The 18,433-nt window shown below is 44.9% G+C and carries 15 protein-coding genes; 8 read left to right on the plus strand and 7 right to left on the minus strand.

Annotated features, from left to right (window positions below; translation table 11 throughout):
* Positions 1-87: 87 nt before the first annotated feature.
* Positions 88-879: a glycoside hydrolase family 16 protein gene (locus tag WJR50_RS06830; protein WP_341292495.1), complete on the plus strand. Its 792-nt coding sequence runs from the start codon at positions 88-90 to the stop codon at positions 877-879.
* Between the two features lie 19 nt (positions 880-898).
* Here WJR50_RS06830 and WJR50_RS06835 read toward each other — a convergent pair whose 3' ends face one another.
* The 3 genes from WJR50_RS06835 to WJR50_RS06845 form a co-directional block, all read right to left on the minus strand.
* Positions 899-1,396: a VOC family protein gene (locus WJR50_RS06835; protein WP_341292496.1), complete on the minus strand. Its 498-nt coding sequence runs from the start codon at positions 1,394-1,396 to the stop codon at positions 899-901.
* Between the two features lie 372 nt (positions 1,397-1,768).
* Entirely contained in the window at positions 1,769-4,375 is a 2,607-nt protein-coding gene (locus WJR50_RS06840; protein WP_341292497.1) for a DUF5686 and carboxypeptidase regulatory-like domain-containing protein, read from the minus strand.
* Between the two features lie 36 nt (positions 4,376-4,411).
* Positions 4,412-4,936: a hypothetical protein gene (locus WJR50_RS06845; protein ID WP_341292498.1), complete on the minus strand. Its 525-nt coding sequence runs from the start codon at positions 4,934-4,936 to the stop codon at positions 4,412-4,414.
* A 236-nt stretch (positions 4,937-5,172) separates the two neighbouring features.
* On the opposite strand from WJR50_RS06845, the gene WJR50_RS06850 reads away from it, so the two are divergent.
* From WJR50_RS06850 to WJR50_RS06865, 4 genes are all read left to right on the plus strand, one after another.
* Positions 5,173-5,580 (plus strand): hypothetical protein, encoded by a 408-nt coding sequence (locus WJR50_RS06850; protein WP_341292499.1) that lies wholly within the window; start codon positions 5,173-5,175, stop codon positions 5,578-5,580.
* 125 nt (positions 5,581-5,705) lie between these two features.
* Entirely contained in the window at positions 5,706-6,263 is a 558-nt protein-coding gene (locus WJR50_RS06855) for a DUF4269 domain-containing protein (protein ID WP_341292500.1), read from the plus strand.
* Between the two features lie 99 nt (positions 6,264-6,362).
* The gene (locus WJR50_RS06860) at positions 6,363-6,617 is read left to right on the plus strand and encodes a DUF7218 family protein (RefSeq protein ID WP_341292501.1); all 255 of its coding nucleotides are present in this window, start codon (positions 6,363-6,365) and stop codon (positions 6,615-6,617) included.
* Between the two features lie 257 nt (positions 6,618-6,874).
* Positions 6,875-10,030 carry a WD40/YVTN/BNR-like repeat-containing protein gene (locus WJR50_RS06865; RefSeq protein WP_341292502.1) on the plus strand — a complete coding sequence of 1,052 codons (3,156 nt, stop codon included), beginning with the start codon at positions 6,875-6,877 and terminating at the stop codon, positions 10,028-10,030.
* Between the two features lie 153 nt (positions 10,031-10,183).
* Here WJR50_RS06865 and WJR50_RS06870 read toward each other — a convergent pair whose 3' ends face one another.
* Positions 10,184-10,399: a hypothetical protein gene (locus WJR50_RS06870; protein ID WP_341292503.1), complete on the minus strand. Its 216-nt coding sequence runs from the start codon at positions 10,397-10,399 to the stop codon at positions 10,184-10,186.
* A gap of 85 nt (positions 10,400-10,484) precedes the next feature.
* Here WJR50_RS06870 and WJR50_RS34195 point away from each other — a divergent pair, with 85 nt between their 5' ends.
* Complete coding sequence (locus WJR50_RS34195; RefSeq protein ID WP_445223454.1) at positions 10,485-10,610, plus strand: type IIL restriction-modification enzyme MmeI; 126 nt, start codon at positions 10,485-10,487, stop codon at positions 10,608-10,610.
* Between the two features lie 23 nt (positions 10,611-10,633).
* Entirely contained in the window at positions 10,634-10,768 is a 135-nt protein-coding gene (locus WJR50_RS34200; RefSeq protein WP_445223453.1) for a hypothetical protein, read from the plus strand.
* A gap of 235 nt (positions 10,769-11,003) precedes the next feature.
* Here the strand turns inward: WJR50_RS34200 and WJR50_RS06880 are convergent, their stop codons facing one another.
* Complete coding sequence (locus WJR50_RS06880; protein WP_341292505.1) at positions 11,004-11,234, minus strand: hypothetical protein; 231 nt, start codon at positions 11,232-11,234, stop codon at positions 11,004-11,006.
* A 169-nt stretch (positions 11,235-11,403) separates the two neighbouring features.
* On the opposite strand from WJR50_RS06880, the gene WJR50_RS06885 reads away from it, so the two are divergent.
* Complete coding sequence (locus WJR50_RS06885; protein ID WP_341292506.1) at positions 11,404-13,785, plus strand: phage tail protein; 2,382 nt, start codon at positions 11,404-11,406, stop codon at positions 13,783-13,785.
* Between the two features lie 254 nt (positions 13,786-14,039).
* Here WJR50_RS06885 and WJR50_RS06890 read toward each other — a convergent pair whose 3' ends face one another.
* Both WJR50_RS06890 and WJR50_RS06895 read right to left on the minus strand, forming a co-directional pair.
* Positions 14,040-15,476: a DUF1501 domain-containing protein gene (locus tag WJR50_RS06890; protein WP_341292507.1), complete on the minus strand. Its 1,437-nt coding sequence runs from the start codon at positions 15,474-15,476 to the stop codon at positions 14,040-14,042.
* 10 nt (positions 15,477-15,486) lie between these two features.
* Positions 15,487-18,336, minus strand: a complete 2,850-nt coding sequence (locus tag WJR50_RS06895) for a DUF1549 domain-containing protein (RefSeq protein WP_341292508.1) — start codon at positions 18,334-18,336, stop codon at positions 15,487-15,489.
* Positions 18,337-18,433: the final 97 nt, after the last annotated feature.

The raw sequence follows: 18,433 nt of genomic DNA on the forward strand, positions 1-18,433 counted from the left end.
ATGGCTAATTTATAAATAAAATCTAAAGGCTTGGCAGTGGACTTAATACATTTTTTGTAGTTTTTCAGACTAATACAACCCTAAATTATGCATAAACATTTCAATCTACTGCTTATCATTGGCTATCTGCTATTTGCACAATGTGCCGAGGCACAGGAGAATATGCAGCTCGTATGGTCTGACGAATTTGAAGAAGAGGGCATGCCCGACACACAGAAGTGGGCTTATGATACCGGAGGACATGGCTGGGGCAATAACGAATTGCAGTACTATACCGAGGCCGATCCCGACAATGCGCAGGTACAAAATGGTCATCTGATCATCACTGCACAAAAAGAAAATTTTCAGGATAATAACTACACTTCTGCTAAGTTGGTGACTCGTGATCGTGCGGATTGGCAATATGGGCGAATAGAAGTAAGTGCCCGCTTACCGGAAGGCAAAGGTACCTGGCCCGCCATCTGGATGCTGCCGGATGTAGAAAAGCTCAACTGGCCCCGTGATGGAGAGATAGACATTATGGAGCATGTGGGATTTGATCCGGGCGTAGTACACGGTACAGTGCATACCGAAGCCTATAACCACAGGAAAGGAACGCAGGTAGGCAAACAGATACAGGTGCCGGACTTCAATGAGTCTTTTCACGAATACGCCATTGAATGGACTCCTGAAAAAATTGAGTGGTTTCTTGATGGAGAGCTATACCATAGCTTTGAAAATGAAGGCAACGAAGCCGCCTGGCCTTTTGACAAACCTTTTTACCTCATCCTAAATGTAGCAGTAGGCGGCGACTGGGGCGGAGCACAGGGCGTAGACGAAAGCATCTGGCCTCAAAGTATGGAAGTGGATTACGTGCGGGTGTACCAGAAGGAGGAGTAAATGAAGCTTTGGTTAGCTATTACCTAAGCTCCCGAAGCAAGCCTTCTACATCCAGGCGGGCAGTGTACATGTCCAGGGAGCCGTCTGCTTTCTTGGGCCACTCTTCCCGGGGTTTGTCCCAGTAGAGTTCTACGCCATTCTCATCAGGATCATCTAAATAAAGGGCTTCTGAAACCCCATGATCAGCGGCGCCCGTAAAGGGATAACTGGCGTCGCGCAACCTTTGAAAAATAATGGCTAAATCTTTCCGGCTAGGATAGGCAATGGCGGTATGAAAAAGGCCGGGAGCTTTCTTGGTAGCAGGAGGAGCATCTTTGCTGTACCACACATTCAGGCCAATGTGATGGTGGTACTTTCCGGCAGAGATAAAAGCAGCGTCCTTACCATAGGTTTGCATCAGTTCAAAACCTAACAGGCCGCAGTAAAAGTCCAGGGAACGCTGTAGGTCGGCCACTTTCAGGTGCACATGGCCAATACGGGTCTGATCGGGTATCTTATAGTCAGTATTGCTGTTCATTGATCATGAAAGGTTATGAGCGATGCGCTGTTCAATCCGATTTCTTTCAGCTCTTCGTGAGGTTTAAAAATAATGATAAAAAAACAGATTTCCTCTCATTGCAGCTAACTTACCCTCTCTTAAGTGCCTGCACTTAATGTGAAAAAAAATTCCACAGTTGAGCGCAGACAATTCCTCACCACTGGGGAAAACATTCCCCCAAAAGTATGCCTGACATGAGCTTTTTGGTAGAATTAGCGACTTGGCAAGGTGCTTGTAAACTATATAGTAACTTTTTAAGCTGAATATCACTTGAAATTTTTTAAACTTTTTTTCTCATAGATTAGGTAGTGTAGTTAGGGTTTGTCATCATTGGCAAACCTTTTTTTTATGTCAATTAAAAAGATCTTCCAGCGTAGTGGCAATGCCTATTCTCACTCCAAAATTACGATACTGCCCATCCTCAAAATTTGCCACTGCCTCTATTCTTAAAAAACGCAGCACATTGTCCAGGCTATAGCCTATTTCCATGTAGTGAGGTGACTGACCGGTCTTCAGATAATTGAAAAGTAGGTTTTCTTTGATGCCTAACAAACGAACTTCAAAGATTTGGGTAAATAAAAACTTGCGAAACTGATAGTAAAAATGACCGGCCAGATAATTCTGATGGGTGCTGTATAGATAATAATCCATCAGACGAAAGCTACCTACCGGATCACTCATCTGTATGATCGTTCGGTTGCCCATAAAATGCTGAAAATCCATAAAATAGAGTGACTCATTGTTCAGAAAACTACCGGCATATATATTATAGTCCAGTCGTCCTCTGACGCCTATCTCAAACTGATGCTGTACGCCTACTTCCAGCACATCATAATCTACCTCGCTGTTTAGTACACCCGATAAGCCTTTGCGATAGTTCAAACGAAATTCCGGTGATGAGGGATTGATGATACTCTTTTTCCCGTTTCTGATTCTATACTTCAGAAATGGCTTATACCGCCCCTGCAAAGAAAGAACAAAGGCCTCATGTGTAGGAAAAGAAGTGTCTTCCAGTTCAATGTTTTGGGGAGCATTAGGTGTATAGGCTCTGGTTTCCAGATCACGCCAGCTGTGCGAAGTACTATTGTAAAGCTGTCTCCGCTTCGCCCATTCCAGGTCCGCCTCCCAGCTTAGCTTATCACTGATTTTCCGCCTGTAACCCAGCTGTACATAATCCTTTTCATAGATCTTCATATAATTCTGCTCATACAAAAGTGTGGTGAAGGTATTGAGAAAAGGATGGATAGGATCACGACTGTTAAACTGACTCACATAACGTCCTCCTTCAAGCTGAAGGTGGTTTTCTCCCAACGAATAGTTGACCGCCAGCTTACCGATCAGCTTATCTCTGGCAAAGGCATAGCGTGCCGTAGGGGCAACTTGCAACGACTTTTCAAACATGCGGGTGCGCAATACCAAAGGTACGGTAAACTGGTAGCCTTCTACTGCATTAAAATTCAGTTCACTTAGAGGAGATTTGTATTCTAATGAAGTATGCTCACCCAGGTCAAAGGTAGTACCGAAAAGTACTTTGCCTATGCCCAGATGTCTGCGAGGGCGGGAAGTACCGCTTTCTTCCGCTTCCTTCTCTTCTTTCTCCACTACCGCCATGCTATCCAGTTTCTGATAGCTGTTGCTTTCCATATTGGTGAGCGGCACCGGACGGATAGTAGCCCAGTAAGAAGAGTCCTGCTGGTAAGCAGTGGAATCTACGATCATGCTCCGGTTCTCTACCACGTCAGGAGCTTCTTCCTGCTTCTCCAGTTCTTTTTCATAAGCTTTGAGCGTCTTGCGGAGTTCTTTGCGGGTAAAGCGCTTCTGCTCTTTAAATACGCTGGCCGAGTCTTCCGGATTGATCTCCTTATCCAGCTTTTCTTCCTTTTCTAAAGCCGCAGCCAGATCTTTTTCAATTTTCTCATCCACTACAACCAAGTCCACCTTAAGATCAGGGTTGAGGGTAATGTCATAGTCGCTTACCGTAGCCAGGTATTTATATTCCAGGTCAATGCCGAAGATCTTGCCGGTCACTTCAATATTATGACTCACCGGCATCCACACGGTTTCCTGTATGGGTGCGTACATTTGCTGCAAACTGATCTTAAAGCCCTGTTTGTAGGTGTACATGTTGACACTGTGAATGCTCCACAGGTCATCTACGATATAGATATAGCCGGTAAATACATCATCTCCCTTTGAACGGGGAATCACCTGTATTTTATTCACCTCATAGCTGCGGTCCATAAAGCTACCGGCAAACCTGAATTTGTAGTAAGCAAACGCCCGGGGAGAAAGTGGAGAGATCACTCCGGCAAGCTCCGGCTCGTACAAACTACCATTGATGAAGCCGTTGGGGCTGGTATTATTTTCTTCGCCTATGGCCCTGATGGAAATGACCTTTTCTTTGATCGTATTGGGCTGCTCAAAAGTAACTTCACTGACTGATTCTGTCAGAAAAACAGTGGATGAATCTACTCCTTCTTTTTTCATGGCATTCTCCAGAAAGAAGGGAACATCTTTTACCCGCCCGGCCCCTTTGATGTAGACTTTAGCCTGATATTTCTGCACCTGTAAGCGGTGAAATTTACTCTTGGCAATCGCCTTTCTGATGATGGTATAGGCGGGGTCTTCTGCCCGGGCATTCACCTCTACTTCTTTCAGTTGTATGGCCTGATCAGGCAAGGTGATATCTAGGGGAACATAAGTGTCTCTGACCTGAATATTTTTTAAAACTGAAGCATAACCCAGATGCTGAAAAACCAGCTCATAATTACCTGCCGGTAGAGCAATCTCATACTTCCCCTGTTCATTGGTACTGGAACCTGTTTCCAGCGCTTTGATATAAATGGTAGCATAGGGCAAAGGCTCACCGTCCGGAGCATACACTGTACCTTTGATGCCCTGTGACATTGCGGTATAGCTCAACAAAAGGCAAAGTCCTGTCAGAAAGAAGTATCTCATCGCAACAAAAATCTCTTAAACAATCAACAAAGAGCACTACTGGTTTTGAAGTTCTAATAAAGCTAATTCTTTCTGATATTTGGTTTCTATTTTATTTAATTCTAACTGCCCTTCTTGTTCAATATTGTTTAGTTTACTGCTGAAATATGCTGCTGTAGCATTCAGTTGAGTTGCATATGCCGTTTCCAATGTTGATAGTTTTAGCACATACTCTGCTTCTAATTCCTGATACTTTTTCTTTAAACTTGCTCTAAAAACACTTTTTTCTGCCTTACGCTGTATCTCACCCAGTTCCACTTCTGCTTCATGCTGCAAATTGGTAAATTCTTTTTCACCCTCCGTCTGGATTTGATGAATAGAGTCCTCCGCATTTTCCCGAACCCAATTCAGCTTATTTTCATATACTAGCTTCAGCGAGTCTATGGTATACTCCGCCTGAATCTTCAGCTTTTTCATTTCAAGTTGAGTAGACTTATTATTGGTATTAAGTTGCCCATAGGATATAAATGGAAAAGCAAAAAACATGATAAAAAGAGGGCTTATTCTAAAGAAGGTTTTCATATTATTAAATAGTTTGGTAAAACACTGGCGGCTAATTACCATTTATAAAGAGATGCAATAGGGCTTCAATACGTTGCATTGGCATTACAGAATATTCTTTAAGGCCTTATAGGCATAAACTTGACTAAAAAAAATTCTAGCTTTTTGAAAAATAATGTGAATAGTGCTACTTTGTCACTATCGGAAACTATGTTTAGTCATTCATTAAAAAGCATTATCTAATTTCAGTATCAGTTATGGATAAAAAAAGGATTGTAAAAGATTATGAAAACCTTCCCGAAGAAGTAACCAACCAGGTCAAGATGACCTATCCCAATGGTTTTGCTGATCACCTCATTAGTTTTACCAACAAAGAAGGTAAACGGGTATCAGCGCTTCCTTTTGAGACACAAGAAATTTATTACCTCATTCGTATGACGGTGACCGAAGCCCACCAGATCATTGAAGATGATGAAGATTACGATGAAGGCACTTTGAGAGATGACTTCGCGGATGATGTCAAAGATGAAGACATCGCAGAAGCCGGAGAAGATGATGAAGACGACGCATCATACAAAAAGAAAAAGTCTTATGATGATGCCTACGAAATGGATGACGAAGAGGAGGGTGAAGACGAGGCAGATGACGACGATGACGACTATTGATCATCCCGACCTTATCTGCTTTTTAGCAATGGCTTAACTTCCGTTCCGACCTATCACATTTCTTTGCATTCACTGAATTTGTAGAGGCTTCTTTGTGCAGGCCTCTACATTCAAATGCTTTTCTCTTGTCATTCCCATTCTATTCTTTACAGGCTTTACAGTCAGGAACACCTGTTCAGCAGCAAGCCGCCCAGTGTTTACAGCATCTTGAACTGAAGGAGAAGCTCAAAGCTTATTCCCCTGTTCTCTGCGGTACCATTCCATTAAATCTCAATGTGTCAGGAAGTGACCTGGATATTATCTGTGAGGCTGCTGATTTTAGATATTTAGAAAGTATCCTACTGCGACACTATGCTCACTTATCAGATTTTTCTATCAGGCATACGGAAATAAGGCGTGTCCTAAGTTTGGTGACCAACTTTAGTAGTGGAGATTTTAAGATAGAAGTTTTTGTCCAGGCTCAGCCAGTGAAGCAGCAGTATGCCTTCCGGCATATGTGCATTGAAAAAAGAATACTGGATTTGGCGGGGGACTCCTTTTGTCAGCAAGTCATCTGTTTAAAGGCCCAAGGACTAAAGACAGAACCTGCTTTTGCACAATTGCTTAAGCTTCAGGGAGACCCTTACGATGCCTTGCTGGAATTGGAAAGCTACCGCGATAATGAAATTCTCTATCTATTGTAATATACTGGAAATCAAAGATACTGTTAAACCTCATACCCTTTTGCACGTTTATTACAGTATATTTTTTTATGATTTTTTAACTTTTTAAACTTATAAGCCATGACTAAGAATCACGGACCACAAATCAAAGACGATAAAGTGTATGAAGACCTGAGAGAGAAAGGGTACAGCAAGGAGAAAGCGGCCCGCATCGCCAATTCTGACCGCCACGAAGTTGGCGTAAAAGGAGGCAAAGGTGATAAGTACGAAGAGAGAAGCAAAGATGAGCTTTATCAGAAAGCCAAAGAGGTAGGCATAGAGAACTATAGCAAAATGAATAAAGACGAATTGATAGACGCCTTGCGTAATCACTAAACACTTTCAGATAGATATAAATATCTGCATAAGGACGGCACTCTAGCCGTCCTTTTTTTTTGGTCAAAGCTAAACTGCCAGTCAAATCTCAGACTTTCATGAGCAGACTATTAGGCTATACTACTTCATTTAAAACATCCGTAAAAATGCCCAATTAACAAACTATCTCCTGCGAAATGCTGGCAGCATACACTTATATTTATTTATTTGGAAATTCTGTAATATAATTACACCACACTTATTTAATTCCTAATCTTATGAGAAAGCTTTTACTGGGACTGGCTTTAGGGCTGGGCCTGTGGCATATTGCTCCGGCACAACAGCTGGATATGTCTAAAATTGAAGAAGGAATGGTTCCCCGCAGCATTGGTCCGGCCGGTATGAGTGGCCGCGTCACCGCCATTGATGTGGTAGAGAGCAATCCCGACATCATCTACGTAGGTTCCGCTTCCGGAGGGCTCTGGAAATCCGAAGGGGGTGGTATTGACTGGGAACCTATTTTTGATGAAGAGGCAGTGCTCTCTATCGGAGCCATCGCCATTTATCAGAAAAACCCCAACATCATTTATGTAGGTACCGGAGAAGGTAATCCCCGCAACAGCCAGTCTTCCGGGAAAGGTATGTACAAATCTATGGATGGCGGCAAAAGCTGGAAACTCCTTGGCCTGGAAAACACCCGCAATATTCACCGTGTATTTGTACATCCTGACAATCCCGACATTGTATATGCCGGTGTGCAAGGGCTTGCCTGGGCCGATACCGAAGAACGTGGTGTCTACAAAAGTACTGATGGTGGCGCAAGCTGGGAAAAGATTCTTTACGTCAACCAGCGTACCGGAGTGGGTGATATGGTGATGGACCCCAGCAATCCTGAAAAGCTGATTGTGGGTATGTGGGAATTTCGCCGCTGGCCCTGGTTTTTCAAATCCGGGGGTGAAGGCTCAGGCATGTACATCACTTACGATGGAGGTGAAAACTGGGAGAAACGTACTGACGAAGATGGCTTGCCTAAAGGTGAAATTGGTAAAATAGGATTGGCCATAGCCGCCAGTAATCCTCAGGTGGTGTACGCTTATGTGGAATCTAAAAAGAACGCGATCTATCGCTCCGATGATGGCGGCTTTAAGTGGAAGCAGACTGCTACCGAAAATATCGGCAGCCGTCCTTTTTATTATGCTGACCTGGCGGTTGACCCTAATAATGAAAACCGCCTCTACAGTGTGGCTTCCAGCGTACGTGTCAGTGAAGACGGCGGCAAAAACTTTGAAGTGCTGCTGGGCTTTGACAAAATCCACGTAGACCATCATGCCTGGTACATTCATCCTGAAAACTCCGACTTTATGATTGACGGAAATGACGGTGGCCTGGCGATTACGCGTAATCAGGGTAAGAGCTGGCGCTTCGTGGAGAACCTTCCGCTGGCACAGTTCTACCATATCAACTACGACATGGAAATGCCTTACAATGTAATGGGCGGCATGCAGGACAATGGCTCCTGGAGAGGTCCAGCTTACATCTGGCGTGCCGGAGGTATTCGTAACGCCTACTGGGAAGAAGTCGCCTTCGGTGATGGATTTGACGTAATGCCCGACTCCAGCGATTCACGCTACCTCTACGCCATGTGGCAGGGAGGAAATCTACAGCGCAGAGATTTGGAGAGTGGAAGCTCAAAGTACATTAAACCCGCTCATCCGGATGAAGATGTATTCCTGCGTTTCAACTGGGATGCCGCCATTGCCCATGATCCTTTTGAAACGCATACCATTTACTATGGTAGCCAGTTTGTACACAAAAGCACCGACCGGGGGGAGACCTGGGAAGTCATTTCTCCCGACCTGACGACCAATGATACCACCAAACAGAAGCAACTGGAAAGTGGCGGCTTAACCCTGGATGCTACCCAGGCAGAAAATCATACCACCATTACCGCTATCGCTCCCAGTCTGGCACAGCCCGACATCATCTGGGTAGGTACGGATGATGGTAATGTGCAGCTTACGCAGGATGGTGGAGAAAACTGGGAGAATGTAGTGGGGCGGATGAAAGACCTGCCTGCCAATACCTGGGTGCATCAGATTTATGCTTCTCAGTACAATGCGGGCGAAGCTTTTGTGGTGTTTGATGACCATAGACGCAAAAACTGGACGCCTTATGTCTACCATACCGAGAACTTTGGCCGCTCATGGACAAGGCTGGTAGATGAAACCGACGCTGATGCTTTCGCGCTTTCTATCGTACAGGATCCGGTAGAACCGAACCTTCTCTTTCTGGGTACAGAAACCGGCTTGTATGTGAGCCTTGACAAAGGCCAGAACTGGACCAAGTGGGGTAAAAACTATCCGCATGTATCTACTATGGATTTGAAAATCCATCCTCGCGAGCATGACCTCATCATCGGTACTTTTGGCCGGGCCGCCTATATTCTGGATGACATCCGTCCCTTACGGGAAATGGCGCAGCAAGGCAGCAGCATTCTGGATGAACCTTTGTATGTGTACAATGCCCCTGCCGCTTACCTTGCCAACTACAAGCAGGCTGCCGGAACACGCTTTCAGGGTGATGCTATTTATGATGGAGAGAATCGTCCCTATGGCGCGATGATCACCTATTCTGTTGAGGAAATCCTGAAAAAAGAAGCCGACAGTACTGCCGCTGAAAAAGACAGTGTACTGGTGGAAGTGTTGAACGGTCAGGACGAAGTGATCCGTACTTTTAAAGCGGAAGCGCAGCAAGGAATGAACCGCCTGTATTGGGACCTTACCCAAAAGGGTGTACGTGATCCGGATACGCCTAAGCCTGAAAAAGAAGATGCTCCCGAGCCTTCCGGCCTACCGGTACTACCGGGAGAGTATACTGTGCAGATCACCTATGGCGACTGGCAGGAATCTACACCGGTCAAGGTGTTACTTGACCCCCGCATAGAACTCAGTCAGGCGGATATGCTGGCCCGCCAGGAGATGGGTGAGCAATTGATGGAGTACATGCAAAAAGCTACTAAGGCCGTAGATCAGTTGAATGAAGCCAAGGCTACGATTGAGCTCATCAATACACAGCTTAAAGAGCGGGAAGGAGAAGCTATCCAGGAATTGAAAGCCATGGCGAAAAGCCTGCAGGACACTATTAAGCTGTACAAAGAGCTTATTGCCCAGAAAGAAGATGTGCAGGGCATCCTCCGGGACCCACATATTGTAAGTGGAAAACTGGGAGCCGCCAGCAGCTATTTTGAGGCATTCTGGCACTCCCCTAATGAGACACAGAGCATCGTGCTAAATCATGTGAAAGATAGCCTGGAAGAACCACTCGCTAAGGTCAATGCTTTCTTTGCCGGTCCCTGGGCCGAATATCAGGAGGCGGTAAATGAGGCCGATGTCTCCTTCTTCAAAGAATTTGAAAGCATAGGTATGGAAGATTAAGCAAAGCAGGACGGCCATAGAGGTCGTCCTTTTTTTATTTCGTATAGACAATTGCACCTCGCAAACACGCAGCAGTAGCAGCAGTTCTTTTTCGTTTCTCCTGCCAAGACAGCCTCTCTTCAGTAACACCTCTGACTTTGCACTTTTCCGATTTTAGGCCCATGGCCTGTCCCTAAGGTAGCCGTAAGCTCTGGGTAGTTGTGGATAATTGTACTTTTTTGATATGGTGTTAGTATATGCCACCGATGTAAGCGCGTGCCAGCGGGTTAGGCGGGAGGATACAGAATTAACTGCTTTGGCAGTCCGATTCTGATAGGGCACGCGTTGCAAACATGCGCCAGGTTGAGTGATTGTAAGCGATAGTGCCATAGCTGTTCCAAATGCAGATTTTTATTTATTTGGATGTTTAATCTCTTTGATGCATATGACATGAGTTAAATACACTTGTGGAAGGCTGAAAAGTGATTATAGGTATTCTAATACTCTTGTCTACGACAACTTCCCCTGGCCGAAGTTGCTGAGTGAGAGGCACGCATTACATGCCGGGTACTACAATCGCGCACAAGGGGACCTGGTCTAAGCACATCAGCAAAGGATGAGGCAGTGGATTTATGTTTTCGTCTGCCAGCTTTCACTACCGAGGAGGGTCGCATGGAGTTTTTATTTAATCTGTACAATGAGTACACGCAGCCTCTGCTGAAAGTGGAGAAGAGCAAAGAAGGTTCAAACACGGATTAGGGGTATTGGGGTTCAGGGCATAACTGAACTACCCGCAAAGTTGGGGTTCCCCGAGGAGTCTATACTGCATTAAAATACCAAAAGATACATGCGCTAAATTTCTCAAATATTATTTTTACAATTATGTTTTTGTACTTTTTTAATCACTAGTTGATTATATTATATATATAATTACTTATATCATAATACATGCTTCCCGGATAATTTTTTACTTACACTTACTACTATTGAAGCATTAGTCTTTTGCCAAATTTTTGCTTTTGGGATTGTCCATGAGTGGTTGAAACTTTTTTGAAATGAGATAAAGGGCTATGGAGATTTGTGTTACCAAATATAAATCCCATCGTCCATTGATATACAGTTCAACGGAATGCTCCTGGTGCTTAAAGAAGCCCAAGTGATGACCGATGGCCTGTTCCTCTATGCGGAGTACTCCATACCGGGCATTCCATGCGGGGCATTCCATGGGGAGAAGCCTGGGCGATAACTTTCATTCTCTATTGATCAGGTTTGACACCACATCGGCGAGTTGTAAAATCTTTATCAATCTGTATTTCAATGACTTATCACTTAAAAAAACACTCAAACAGTAAGCTTAAATGTGTTTAATATCTCTAACTATATAAAATTGATTAATGAAAAGTTTTACAAAATTATTCTATTTACTTAGTCTATTTGTTTTAGCTATAGGCATAATTTCCTGTGAGGAAGATGCCCCTTCAGCAGAAGAACTCAATTCAGATTGCGGTTCGGTGACAATACAAGCTACATCTGATATCGAGATGATCGATGAAGTACCTATGGGCGTCGTGAAATTGTTTTCAGGAGGTTATAATAAGTCAGTTTTGAGTAGATTTTATGGTTCACCAATTTCATATAGATATGAAAGCAAAGACTCAATCTTTCGGCATGATATGATTGTCACATTTGACTACTATATTGTTGATCTATATAACGACAAAGATACTGTTGATAGCGGTGATGTTACGTTCAGAGTGAATAAGGGAGATCGTTCTGAAGTCGTTATTCCTTTTTTTACCTATATCATTCCCAATACTGAGGAAGGACCTAATACTGAGGAAGGAATAGACTATTTGTATCACGGTCATAAGATTGCAAACATCAGACTGGATTATCAAAGTCAATGCCCTGAATTAGCGAATGACGAAAGTATAGATGAAGATGAAGTAGAGGAGGCAATAACCTCTGATGAAAATTATCCGCTACCGGTGTTAGGTACGCTAAAAAGTAAAACTTCGAGTTCATTTATTATTACAGGAAATGGAGTAGTTGCGGGAAGCAAAACACCGTCTTCATTTGGTTTATATTACTCGGCTGGAGAGTCGGCAGTAAAAGTACCTTCTACAGGGAGCCTGGAAGGTTTTGAGCTTGAGGTGTCAAATCTTAAGGAAGCGACTAAATACGTGGTACGTGCGTACGCTGTACAGGACGACTCAACCTTTTACAGTGATAATTTTTTGATTGTGGAAACGAATGCCAGGGAAATCGTGAAACCTACTGTGACTGCAGGTACTGAAATCAAGTCTAAGACATCCACTTCATTCACGATTGCAGGTAATAAAGTAGAAAATGGCAGCCCTGAGCCAAGCGAATTTGGTGTAGCCTATGCCTTATCAAATGACTCAACGAAGGTAGTTCAAAAAATAGCCTCTGATGGCAGTGCTTCCGGTTTTGAAGTAGAAGTTCCTGGCCTTGATGCGAATACAGAATACTTTGTCTGGGCTTATGCGGTACAAGAAGGAGAGACTATTTATAGTGCTTCACCTACCAGCGTAACCACGTCCATTGAAGTTGAAGAACCTACCGTTACGGTAGGAACAAGTGTAACTGATATTACGTCTGGCTCATTTACTATTGCCGGAAATATAGTAGAGGGAGGAACTCCTGCCCCTACGGAATTTGGTATTGCCTATGCTACTACCGATAATTCGGCCAATAGCCAGAAAATATCTTCTAACGGCAGCGCTTCAGGCTATGAAGTGAGCGTGACAGGACTAGATGCCAATACGGAATACTTTGTATGGGCTTATGCGGTACAAGAAGGAGAGACTATTTATAGTGCTTCACCTACCAGCGTAACCACGTCCATTGAAGTTGAAGAACCTACCGTTACTGTAGGAACAAGTGTAACTGATATTACGACTGGCTCATTTACCATTGCCGGAAATATAGTGGATGGAGGAACTCCCGCCCCTACTGAGTTTGGTATTGCCTACGCTACTACCGATAATTCGGCCAACAGTCAGAAAATATCTTCTAACGGCAGCGCTTCAGGCTATGAAGTGAGCGTGACAGGACTAGATCCCGAAACCACTTACTATGTATGGGCTTACGCGGTACAAGATGGTAACACTATTTATAGTTCAGCTTCTACGGAGCTTACTACCGAGGCTGAGGTAGCTCCAACTGTTACTACGGGTACATTGCTTACTTCTACCTATTCTTCTATCTCAGTACAATCCAATACCGTAACCGGTGAAGGCATTACTGAAAGTGGAATGGTATATTCTACTAGCCCATTTGACCCAACATCCCTGGGGTTTAATATATCTAGTGTAACCAAGCAGGAAAACCTGACCTCAAGTCATGCTAGTTTCGAGATGGGGATTGGTAGTTTAACAGCACTAACTTACTATGCTGCAGCTTATGCTAAAAACGGCGTTGGTACATCCTATGGCACGGTCACTGAATTCAACACCTCAGCTCTAGGATTTACCGGAGATTTTGTAGATGGTTCCATTGAATCAGGTGGTAGTGAAACCATTACCCTTACATTTCAATCAAAAGTAAACTGGACTGCTTCTGTAGTGAGCGACGGTGATAATGTGGCAATTTCCTCTACTTCAGGTGGTGCAGGGGAGTCATTGAACCTGGAGATTACCATAACTGGACAAATGTTAGGAAGTGCAGTTGTTACTTTTAAAGATGGAAACATGGCTGTGATTGGAGAATTCACCATTACACCCTCATTCGGGGGAGGTCCCGGTGGTTTCTAAAAATCATGTAGTTGTTACCCCTTAAGTTTTACTACTATTATTAATATACAGAAGCGATCCAATTCAATTAGGTCGCTTCTGTTGTTTTATGGTAAGGAACGGCTAGGTCATTCATCGTTGGCGTAAATAATTGTCGGCTAGTTACCTTTCATTTGTCCTTCTGCCAAAGAAGGATCTAACTAGTCCTACTAAAAATAGGCATTATTCTGATTTTCCCATACCTAGCTAGAAGACTGCCTCTATAGCTGTAAATCCTAAGCCAACAGATCCAATACTGCTTCTCCGCTGCCATCAGGGGTTGTATAGAATGGCCTGCCTTCTATGGTGTAATGCGTTTCCGGCGGTATACCCAGCATGTGGTAGATGGTCTGATGAATCTGGTTGATCACCACCGTATTTTCCGTAGAGGAGCAGGGCCGCTCATCGGCGGTTTTTCCGTATACCAGGCCTTTCTTGATATTGCCTCCCCACATCAGTATGGAGCAGCCATCAGTAAAATGACGGTGCATGCCGTAGTATTTCATGTCGTTGATCTGGTCGGGCTGATCTACCTGATCTTTTACCTTTTCTCCAGGGCGTCCTTCCAGGATCGCATCCCGGCTAAATTCACTGGCCAGCACCACCAAAGTTCTGTCCAGATGACCACTTTCGTCCAGATCACGGATAAGCTGTGCAATGGGACGGTCAATCAGTTCCTTCATCTTTTTGGCACGGGTATGGCCGTTTTCGTGGGTATCCCAGCCCAGAAAAGGTTCATATTCGGTAGATACACTGATAAAGCGTGCTCCTTCCTGCGCTAACCTTCGGGCCAGCAGACAGCCCTGACCGAACCTACCGGTATTGTAGGTATCATACACTTCTTTGGGTTCCTGGCTGAGGTCAAAAGCTTTGGCTTCCGGTGAGTTTAACAAACGGTAGGCCTGCTCCATGGAGCGCTTGAGTGATTCTTTCTGGTAGCCACTGCCATGTTCTTCCAGCGGACTGCGTTTCACCAGTTCTTCGTACAGTTTATTTCGGCTTTCAAAACGCTTGGTGGTCATGCCCTGCGGTGGACGAACACTATCCAGACCAGTTGAAGGATCGGGAATCAGAAAGGGGCCAAACTCAGTGCCTAGAAAACCTGCGGAATGAAAAGCTTTCAGCTCCTCTCCTTCCCCCACGGTAAAGCGCTGACCCATACTGATGAAGGGAGGTATCACCGGATTGACCGGCCCTAACTCCTTCGCCATCCAGGCTCCAATGTGGGGAGGCTGTACCGACTGAGGTGGTTCATAGCAGGTGTGCCAGTGGTACTGATGGCGGGTATGCAGAATGTGCCCTAAATCCGCCGCACGATATGAGCGGATAATCGCGCCTTTGTCCATGACACTGCCGATATTCTCCAGACCTTCCGAAAAATACAGGCCATCTACCGCAGTGGGAATTTTAGGAAAGGTGCTTAGTACTTTTTTACTGTCCAGCCCTTTCTCATAAGGGGCGTAAGCCTTGGGGTCAAAGGTTTCGGTATGCGCCATACCTCCGGCCATCCACAGTAAGATCACCGTATCTATGGAGGAGGGCATTTTTTCGGATGAACTACAGGAACTCAGAAAGCTGCTGGTGGGCAAGCCTACCGACATGGCCGATAGCGTAGCCGCTCCCATCTTCTTGAGAAAATCTCTGCGTATATGATCGGTGTTATGATTATGCATAAGTAATTTTTTAATAGATAAACTGAAATTCCGGCAGTAGCACCGTTGCCCAGAGTAGGTCCTGCACTTCTTTTATACCCGGCTTCTGGCCCAGCACTTCTGTCATCAGACTTTTTTCTTCTCCATTAGGTCTGCGCCCAAATGATTGCAGGTATAGCTGATTGACCATGGTATCGCTGTCATTACCGTATTTGTCTAACCATGACTCCGCTCCTTCTTCCATCACATTGTTAAAGAACGCTCCATTGGTTAACTCCAGAGCCTGCAATAAGGTCGCCTGATCATCACGAGAGGTAGTTACATTTTCTCTTGTGGGGCGTCCCAGTGCTTTCAAAAAGGGATCAAGCTTCACCATAGAGGCTCGGGCAAAGTTTTGCTGTCCTTCTCTGTCATAGGCGAAATTGATGAGATTGCCCCACTGCTCCGCTTTGTACACTTTGACAGGCTCCCAGGCGATGTCATCAAAGCCTAGAGTGGTCCACTCTCCTTCAGGCTCCTGACTGCTCACTTTCCAGTCTTTGTTTGAAGCGATGAAATCCTGGCTACCATCGTTATAAGTGAGCCGCATATTAAACAAAAGACCGGCAGGATTAGGTACTCTTCCTTCATTCTCACCTTCCACAGCGATGACATTAGCACCATTTTGCAACAATTCTTCCGCTTTCAGTTTTTGCACTTTTCGCAAGTCATTACCTTCCACAGCCTGCTTTCCGTTGATGAAAAGTTTAAAAGAATGATCAGCGGTGATCAGCACTTCAGCTTTTTCCACAGATTTTGCAGCAGGCAGGTTAAAATCATAGCGGAAGTATCTCTTGCCCGGCTTGGGAAGAATGTCTCTTTCCACCTCTACCTCTCTGTTCCATATCCATTGGCTCTCCAGAGGTTCAGCCTCAGGTACATAGGCAGTAGCGTAGTAAACCGGCGCAACTACCTGACTTACCGCATCGGCAAACTGCTCCGCACTCAACCTTCTTCTGATAGGACCTTCAAACACATAGTCATCAGATTTTAAATCCGCTACTTCAGCATAATTGACAGAAGGTAACTGGTAGGCCTTGGAGGTCATGATTCTTTTTATCAAATGCTTCAGGTCATAGTTATGCTCAATAAAATCAGAAGCCAGCCAGTCCAGCAAATCAGGGTTCCAGGGTGTATTGTCCATCTCATCCAAAGGTTCCACAATACCTCTGCCTATCAGCCTGTCCCAGATACGGTTGGTAATGGTTCGGTACAGACGGCCATTTTCTGGCTTCACCATAACTTCCGACAGCTTTTTCAGTTTCTCTTTAATGGTTTTCGCTTCTACCGAACCCAGTTCAGGATAGAGAAACTGCACTTCGGACATCCGGCCAGTTGGTTTATCGCAGCGGTAAATTTCCAGCGTGCTATCCGAAAAAACATTGGCAAAACCATAAGACTGCTCCAGCGTCAGGTTACTCACAAAGCTATTGTGGCAGGAAGCACATTTGAGGTTGATGCCCATTAGCGATTGCGAAATGTTCTGGGCAGCCTGCATTTCAGTACGCTGGCTGGCATTTACTACCCCTCGCCATTCTATGCCTTTGATAAAACCTTCAGACTCCTCTGTAGGATTGGTTAGCTGCTTGACCATTACATCATAGGGTTTGTTGTCCTTGAGAGAATGATACAGCCAATCGGTGATTTGCTTGCGCCCTCCGGTAATAAAACCTGTGCCTGAATAGTCATTTCTCAGCAGATCGTTCCAGAAGCTCAGCCAGTGCTGCGTATAGTTTTTATTGTCGCTTAAGAGTTCGTCAACCAGTTGCGCACGTTTATCAGGAGATGATTTTTGCTCAAAAGCCTGGATGGCTTCCGGCTCGGGCAATAAGCCTATAACATCAAGATAGGCCCTGCGCATAAAGGTCTTGTCATCTACTACTTCCGGCATGTCTACCCCCTGCTCTTCAAAGTAAGCAGTCACGAGCTTATCCACCGGATGACTTATGTTACCCGTACCTTCGGGTAGCTCTGGCTTGGAAAGTGCCAGTTCGGCTTCAGGAAAAATTTTCAGCGACTCATCTGCCCAGTGTGCTCCCTCATCTATCCACATACTGATCAGCTTAATCTCTTCCTTACTCAGTGCTTTTCCTTTTCCCGGCATAGACTCTTCGTGGTCTCTGGGCAACTTTAAGCGACGGATGATTTCACTGTTCTCAGCATCTCCTTTGATAAATATTTTACCCGATTCTCCGCCTTTCATCACACCTTCTTCATTTTCCAGTACCAGTTCACCCTTTTGCTTGAGCTCACTATGGCATTGGTAGCAGTTGTGGGCAAAAATAGCCCTCACTTCCAGATTCAGGCGATCCAGTTGATTCTTTGACAATTCTGATTTATCTGAAACGGAAGCAAACTCAGCCAGCAGTTCACCGGCCTTACCTTCTTCATAGCCATCATCATTCCAGGGTAGGGTGCTGGTCAGAAAGTCTTCACCGTGGGTAAGGCTGGCACCCAGATGTCCCGCCAGCGTCAGGCTGATGACCGTCAGAAAGAGGCTGGAGCGGTAATAAAGCAGAGACTGCCCTCCTCTCATCAGCCAGGCGGTCAGCATACCCAGCACTGCCGTCATGATGCCCAACCACAGGTGGTTCTGTACCAGATCGCCCTGATAGTCATCTGCCTGATACAAGACATAGCCTAAGATGGCGGCCAGTACGGCACTAAAAGCTCCTATATATATCAGCCACTCAATCCCTTCCCTAAGCCCTGGCCTTTTCCCCTTCAGGGTAAGCAGCTCTAGAAAAAGCGCTACCACCAGTAAGCCTATAGGAAAGTGGACAATGAGCGGATGTAACCTCCCTAAAAAATCTGCAATCCATGTAAATGAACTTCCTTCCATATATTTCTGCTTTTCTTAAATCAGAATTCACTTGAGAAGGTAAATATGCTAAGCTTGGGTCAAAATTTATACTACGGTACATTTCCGGTTTGTGCGG

It is taken from the genome of Catalinimonas locisalis (assembly GCF_038039535.1).
Classification (GTDB): domain Bacteria; phylum Bacteroidota; class Bacteroidia; order Cytophagales; family Cyclobacteriaceae; genus Catalinimonas.